This window comes from Citrobacter sp. wls718, assembly GCF_005280945.1.
Lineage (GTDB): Bacteria > Pseudomonadota > Gammaproteobacteria > Enterobacterales > Enterobacteriaceae > Citrobacter > Citrobacter gillenii.
Genome location: NZ_SZWV01000005.1, coordinates 31,691 through 38,325, shown reverse-complemented (window position 1 = coordinate 38,325; position 6,635 = coordinate 31,691). Strand labels below are relative to the sequence as shown.

General features: G+C 51.9%; 6 protein-coding genes. All 6 read right to left on the bottom strand.

Annotated features, from left to right (window positions below; genetic code table 11):
* Positions 1 to 1,035: MFS transporter (locus FDW95_RS01005; RefSeq protein ID WP_249358849.1), on the bottom strand; the 1,035-nt coding region annotated here is incomplete at its 3' end.
* 156 nt (positions 1,036 to 1,191) lie between these two features.
* Complete coding sequence (gene cyoE / locus FDW95_RS01000) at positions 1,192 to 2,082, bottom strand: heme o synthase (RefSeq protein WP_096758073.1); 891 nt, start codon at positions 2,080 to 2,082, stop codon at positions 1,192 to 1,194.
* An 11-nt stretch (positions 2,083 to 2,093) separates the two neighbouring features.
* Positions 2,094 to 2,423, bottom strand: coding sequence for a cytochrome o ubiquinol oxidase subunit IV (locus tag FDW95_RS00995; RefSeq protein WP_096758072.1), 330 nt, complete (start codon positions 2,421 to 2,423; stop codon positions 2,094 to 2,096).
* On the bottom strand, positions 2,423 to 3,043 hold the full coding sequence (locus FDW95_RS00990; RefSeq protein ID WP_115259236.1) for a cytochrome o ubiquinol oxidase subunit III: 621 nt from the start codon (positions 3,041 to 3,043) through the stop codon (positions 2,423 to 2,425). Before FDW95_RS00990 ends, FDW95_RS00995 begins: the two co-directional genes overlap by 1 nt.
* Entirely contained in the window at positions 3,033 to 5,024 is a 1,992-nt protein-coding gene (gene cyoB / locus FDW95_RS00985; RefSeq protein WP_096758070.1) for a cytochrome o ubiquinol oxidase subunit I, read from the bottom strand. The genes FDW95_RS00990 and cyoB overlap by 11 nt, the downstream gene beginning before the upstream one ends.
* A 19-nt stretch (positions 5,025 to 5,043) precedes the next feature.
* Positions 5,044 to 5,991, bottom strand: coding sequence for a cytochrome o ubiquinol oxidase subunit II (cyoA, locus tag FDW95_RS00980; RefSeq protein WP_115259235.1), 948 nt, complete (start codon positions 5,989 to 5,991; stop codon positions 5,044 to 5,046).
* Between the last annotated feature and the right edge of the window lie 644 nt (positions 5,992 to 6,635).

Genomic DNA, 6,635 nt, shown 5'->3' with positions numbered 1-6,635 from the left:
GGTGGAGTAAACGCCCATCGCCGTTCCTTTATACCCCGCCGGTGATTCTTTGCTGATGAGCGAGGGGAGAAGTGCTTCCATCAGGTTAAAGGCGAGGAAGAAGAGCTGAACACCTGCAATCAGCCCCCAGAAACGAATGTTAGCGCTCCACAGGACAATCTCAGCAGCCAGGATCAGCACCACACACGACACAAATACCCGCTTCATCCGGCGTTTTACTTCGGCATAGATGATGAACGGCACCACGGAAACAAAGGACAGCAGCATCGTCACCAGATAAATCTTCCAGTGTTCGGCGGCGGGAAAGCCCGCTTTTGCCAGCTGGCCTGGCAGGGCGACGAAAGTGGACATCAGTAAAATATGCAGGCACATGATGCCAAAATTAAGCTTCAGCAGTTTAGGCTCCGCCAGGACTTTACTGAAGCTGCCTTTGACCATGCCCGATTCGCGGTTCAGCACGTGGGTGGTGCTATTGGGAACCACCCAAATGGTCAGTACGATGCCGGTGGTTGCCAGTGCGGCGATCATCCAGAACAGCGCATGTAATCCCAGCGCGTGGGTAACGATCGGCCCAAGCACCATGGCAATGGCGAAGGTGATACCAAAGCTGACGCCAATAAACGCCATCGCTTTTGTGCGGTTTTGTTCGCGGGTTAAGTCAGACAGCAGCGCCATCACCGCGGCGGCAATCGCCCCGGAACCCTGCAGTGCACGTCCGAGTATAATTCCCCAGATAGAGTCCGAGAGCGCGGCAATCACGCTACCGAAAACGAATATCGCCAGCCCACCGACGATAAGCGGTTTACGACCGATGCGGTCGGAAAGCAAGCCGAAGGGGATCTGGAAGACCGCTTGTGCCAGACCATAAATGCCGATGGCAAGCCCGATCAGCGCTTCGCTGGCGCCCTGCAGCGCCATGCCATAGGTGGTCAGAACCGGCAGGACCATAAACATGCCAAGCATGCGCAACGAGAATACGGTCCCTAAACCCCAGGTGGCGCGCAACTCACCGGGCGTCATTTTATAATCGTTCATTCCCACCTCTGTTTTAATTTCGCGCCTAGTGTAAAGCGGTATGCGGGCGGGGTAAATATGCGCTTCATTAACAAATGTTGTGGTTGTGAGGGGAGGGCGTGGCAAAACGACAAATAAAAAAGGGTGCCGAAGCACCCTTTATAGTATAAGCAGATTTTACCAGACGTAAGTCAGCAGGTTCTGCGAGTTTGGCACCATAAAATCGACGGACATCATCACGGAAAGCGCGGTGATGGCAATGATGGAGAAACCGAACAGCTTGCGCGCCCAGACTCTGTCATCTTCCACTTTGTACCCACGCAGCGCCATGCCTAACCACCAGACGCTGACCGCAGCCGCCACAACCAGATATTTGTAGCCGGCGTAACCGCCCAAAGACAGCATCAGCGTGGCGATAGCAAAGGCGATGATATACAGCGTGATATGGTTCTTCGCCACCGAAATGCCTTTCACCACCGGCAGTACCGGAATGTTGGCAGCCTGATAATCCTTAAAGCGGAAAATCGCGATGGCGTAAGAGTGCGGCATCTGCCACAGGCTGAAAATCGCCAGCAGAATCAGCGCACCGCTGTCAAAGCTCCCCGTCACGGCGCAGTAGCCAATCACCGGCGGCGCAGCGCCGGAGAGTGAGCCAATCAGCGTACCGTAGACCGAGTGGCGTTTCATGTACAGGCTGTACACGCCAACATAGACCACGAAGCCCATCACCCCCAGCCAGCAGGCCAGAGGGTTCGCGCCAAACCACAGCAGCATAAAGCCAGCAATACCCAGCAAGGTGGCGTATACCAGCGAGACCGCAGGAGAAATCAGACCTTTAACCAGCACACGGTTTTTGGTCCTCTCCATCTTCCTGTCGATATCCCTGTCGATGTAGTTGTTAAATACACAACCCGACGCCACAACCAGTGACACCCCAACCAACGTGTAGATAAACAGGGGATAATCAATGCTGCCTTTAGAGGCCAGCAGGAATCCACCAATCACCGAGATCAGGTTGCCAAAGATGATGCCTGGTTTCGTTACTTGCAGGTATTGCTTAAACATCATAATCGCCGCTCTTAGTGCATCATCATGTTGTAGTTCAGGTTCCACATAATCCAGATGGAGCCCACAACCAGAATGGCGATGATTAGCACAGTAAAGACAAAGGCCGTCATGTTCCAACCTTCATCAGATTTGCTATTCATGTGCAGGAAGCACACCAGGTGAACCAGTATCTGTACCACTGCCATAATGAGGATAGTCCCCAGAATAACGGCAGGAGAGGCAGAACCTGTCATCACCATCCAGAACGGAATGACCGTCAGGATGATAGACAGGATAAAACCTGTCATGTAGGTTTTTACGCTGCCATGGGATGCGCCGCCGCTCACGTTTGAATGACTCATTACATCGCCCCCATCAGATAAACAACAGTGAACACGCAGATCCACACCACATCCAGGAAGTGCCAGAACAGGCTCAGGCACATGATGCGGGTACGGTTAGTGCTGGTCAGGCCGCGACGGGCAACTTGCACCATCAGCACCGCCATCCAGATAAGACCGGAAGTGACGTGCAGACCGTGCGTACCAACCAGCGCGAAGAACGCCGACAGGAAACCGCTACGATCCGGGCCCATATCGTTAACAATCAGGTGGTGGAATTCATAGATTTCCATCCCGATGAATCCGGCACCGAACAAGAAGGTCAACGCCAGCCAGGAAATGACCTGGCTCTTGTTGTTCTTGTACATGGCGATCGCCGCCATGCCGTAAGTAATGGAGCTGAATAACAGCAGGAAGGTCTCTACCAGGACGAACGGCAGCTCAAAAATGTCCTTACCTGTTGGGCCACCTGCGGTGCCGTTCACCAGAACGGCATAGGTTGCAAACAGAATAGAGAACAGAATGCAGTCGCTCATCAGGTAGACCCAAAATCCGAAGATTTTGTTCTGACCTGCATCGTGGTGCCCGTGTTCGTGTTCGTGCGCGTGGGCATTCGCGTGCGCTAAAGTATCAGTTGCCATTTTTCAGCCCTGCCTTAGTAATCTCATCGAAATGCTGATTTTCCAGTTTTTCGACTTCCGGGACTGGCACGTAGTAATCCACGTCTTCATCAAAGCTCTTCACGATCCAGCTGATAATCATGCCTGCGAAGCTTGCAATTGCCAGCCACCAGATATGCCAGATCATGGCGAAACCAAACAGTGTTGCGAAGGCGGTAATGACGATACCGGCGCCGCTGTTCTTCGGCATATGAATCTCTTCATAGTGCGTAGGTTGCTTATACGCTTCGCCTTTTTCTTTCATTTCCCAGAAGGCATCACGCTCGTGAACGTGTGGCACAACGGCAAAGTTGTAGAACGGAGGCGGGGAAGAGGTTGCCCACTCCAGCGTACGACCACCCCACGGGTCACCGGTCAGGTCACGGTTCTGCTCGCGGTCGCGAATAGACACGTAGATCTGAATCAGCTGGCACAGGATACCCAGTGCAATCAGCGCGGCACCACAGGCGGCAACGACCAGCATCGGATGGAACTGCGGGTCAATCTGCTGGCTGAGACGACGGGTCATACCCATAAAGCCCAGCACATACAGCGGCATAAATGCCACGAAGAAGCCGATGATCCACAACCAGAATGCGCGTTTGCCCCAGGTTTCGTTCAGCGTGTAGCCAAACGCTTTTGGCCACCAGTAGGTCATACCGGCGAAGCAACCAAATACCACGCCGCCGATGATAACGTTGTGGAAGTGCGCAATCAGGAACAGGCTGTTGTGCAGTACGAAGTCCGCACCCGGAACCGCCAGCAGTACGCCGGTCATACCGCCGACTGAGAAGGTCACGATGAAGCCAATCGTCCACAGCATCGCTGAGTGGAATACGATACGGCCCTGATACATGGTGAACAGCCAGTTGAAGATCTTCACCCCGGTAGGGATGGCGATAATCATGGTGGTAATACCGAAGAAGGCGTTAACGTTAGCGCCTGCACCCATGGTGAAGAAGTGGTGCAGCCAAACAACGAACGACAGAACGGTGATACACACGGTTGCCCACACCAGCGAGGTGTAGCCAAACAGGCGTTTACGCGAGAAGGTCGCTGCGATTTCGGAGAATACCCCGAAGACCGGCAGAATCAGAATGTACACTTCCGGATGGCCCCAGGCCCAAATCAGGTTGATGTACATCATCATGTTGCCGCCCATATCGTTGGTAAAGAAATGGGTGCCCAGATAGCGATCCAGGGTTAGCAACGCGACGGTAACCGTCAAGATTGGGAAGGAGGCGATAATCAGGATGTTGGCGCACAGAGATGCCCAGGTAAATACCGGCATCTTGAACATCGTCATACCCGGTGCACGCATCTTGATGATGGTCACAAAGAAGTTGATACCGGTTAAGGTTGTACCGATACCGGACAACTGCACCGCCCATATCCAATAATCAACCCCGACGCTTGGACTGTACTCTATTCCCGAGAGCGGCGGATAGGCCAGCCAGCCGGTCTGTGCGAATTCACCTACGCCCAGAGACAGGTTAACCAGGATAACGCCGACAACGGTGAACCAGAAGCTCAGGTTGTTCAGGAAGGGGAAGGCAACGTCACGTGCGCCGATCTGCAGCGGAACCACCAGGTTCATCAGACCGATAACAAATGGCATGGCGACGAAGAAGATCATGATCACGCCGTGAGCCGTGAAGATCTGGTCGTAGTGGTGAGGTGGCAGGAAGCCCGCTTCACCTGCAGACGCCAGCGCCTGCTGACTACGCATCATGATGGCGTCAGCAAAGCCACGAATCAACATGACGATGGCGACGATGACATACATGATGCCAAGACGTTTGTGGTCAACCGAAGTCAGCCACTCTTTCCACAGGTAGGTCCACTTACCGAAGTAAGTAATGAGGCCCAGTAAGGCCGCCCCACCGATGATAATGGCAGCGATCGTAACCATGACGATTGGTTCATGGAACGGGACTGCATCCAGTGTCAATTTTCCGAACATCGTATTCTTCCTCGGCCCCTTAGTGAGCGGATTCCGCGTGGCTCATGTCCATGCCTTCCATTCCTTCGTGTGCGCTGTGCTCACCTTCTGGTTTGGCCATGTCCATGCTCTTACCGTGAGCCATAAATTTGTTAATAACGTCTTTAAACAAATCCGGTTTCACGTTGGAGAAATATTCCACCTGGTTGTATTCGCTTGGTACAGCCACTTTCTCGAACGCTGCCATGTCACTCATGGTGTTCGTGGACTGTTTAGCTTTAGCAACCCATTGGTCGAATTCGGCGCGGTCCTTTGTTGCGATAGCCTTGAACTTCATACCGGAGAAGCCTGGTCCGCTGTAGCTTGCGGAGATACCATCATAAGTACCGGCTTCGTTGGCGATCAGATGCAGTCGAGTCTGCATACCGGCCATGGCATAAATCTGGCTACCCAGACGCGGGATAAAGAAGGAGTTCATCACGGAGTTGGATGTCACTTTGAATTCAACCGGAGTGTTCGCCGGGAAGGCGATTTCATTCACGGTAGCGATACCCTGTTCCGGATAGATGAAGAACCATTTCCAGTCCATGGAAACCACTTCGATGGTAATGGGCTTCTCGTCATGCGCCAGCGGTTTGCTTGGCTCAAGCGCGTGCGTGGTTTTCCAGGTCAGTACGGCAAGGAAAATGATGATTAAGATAGGCACCGTCCAGACCACAGCTTCCACTTTATTGGAGTGTGACCAGTTCGGGCTGTACTTCGCATCTTTATTGCTTGCACGGTACTTCCAGGCAAAACCAACAGCCATCAAGATGGCAGGAATAACGACGATCAACATCAGGCCAAATGCCGTCAGTATCAATGAACGTTGTTCCAGACCAATCTGTCCTTTAGGGTCAAGCAGCGCAGAATTACAGCCACTGAGTAATGCAGTGCCTGCAATTAATGACAACCATCCCAAACTTTTATTGTATTTCCTGAGTCTCATTTAACGACCTCAATTCCACGGGACCGGGTGGCGTTTAAAGTGTGAGGGCATTTTACGGGAAGGTTACATTACTGTAAACATCATTGGATCTGTGTTACCGGGTTCTGCCGTGCATGTCACATATGTTGCAATATATACCGCGTTGACTTTAAGAACCTGTTGCAACATCACGTTATAACGAAAGCGGGCATGCGGGGGCAGTGCGAAGGGCAATTGGTATAACCAATGCTAAAATAAAACAATTAATTAACAATTGATTATCATTAAAAGGACAATTAGAGAACAAAAAATAGAATGGCGTTGGCTGAATCGAGTAAGGAAAATAGAATTTATAAAAAGCGTCAATAATTTCCAAAATCTATGGCGCACAAAACAACAAATAATATTTTTATTAAGTGTTGTTTATTTAGCCGTTATAATTACGCAGAGTTATTACAACGGCCAAATATGCTCGTCATACTTCAAGCTACGGGTGTGTTGGCAATAACTCGGCCCATCCTGGGCCTCACCCTTACGGGCGCTGTGAACAGCGTTCAAATTCGTTCCCGACGAATTTGTCCTCGCTCACCCCAGTCACTTACTTATGTAAGCTACTGGGGATTTGCTGCGTCGCCGCGTGATTCGGCCTTTCGGCCTCTCCCCTA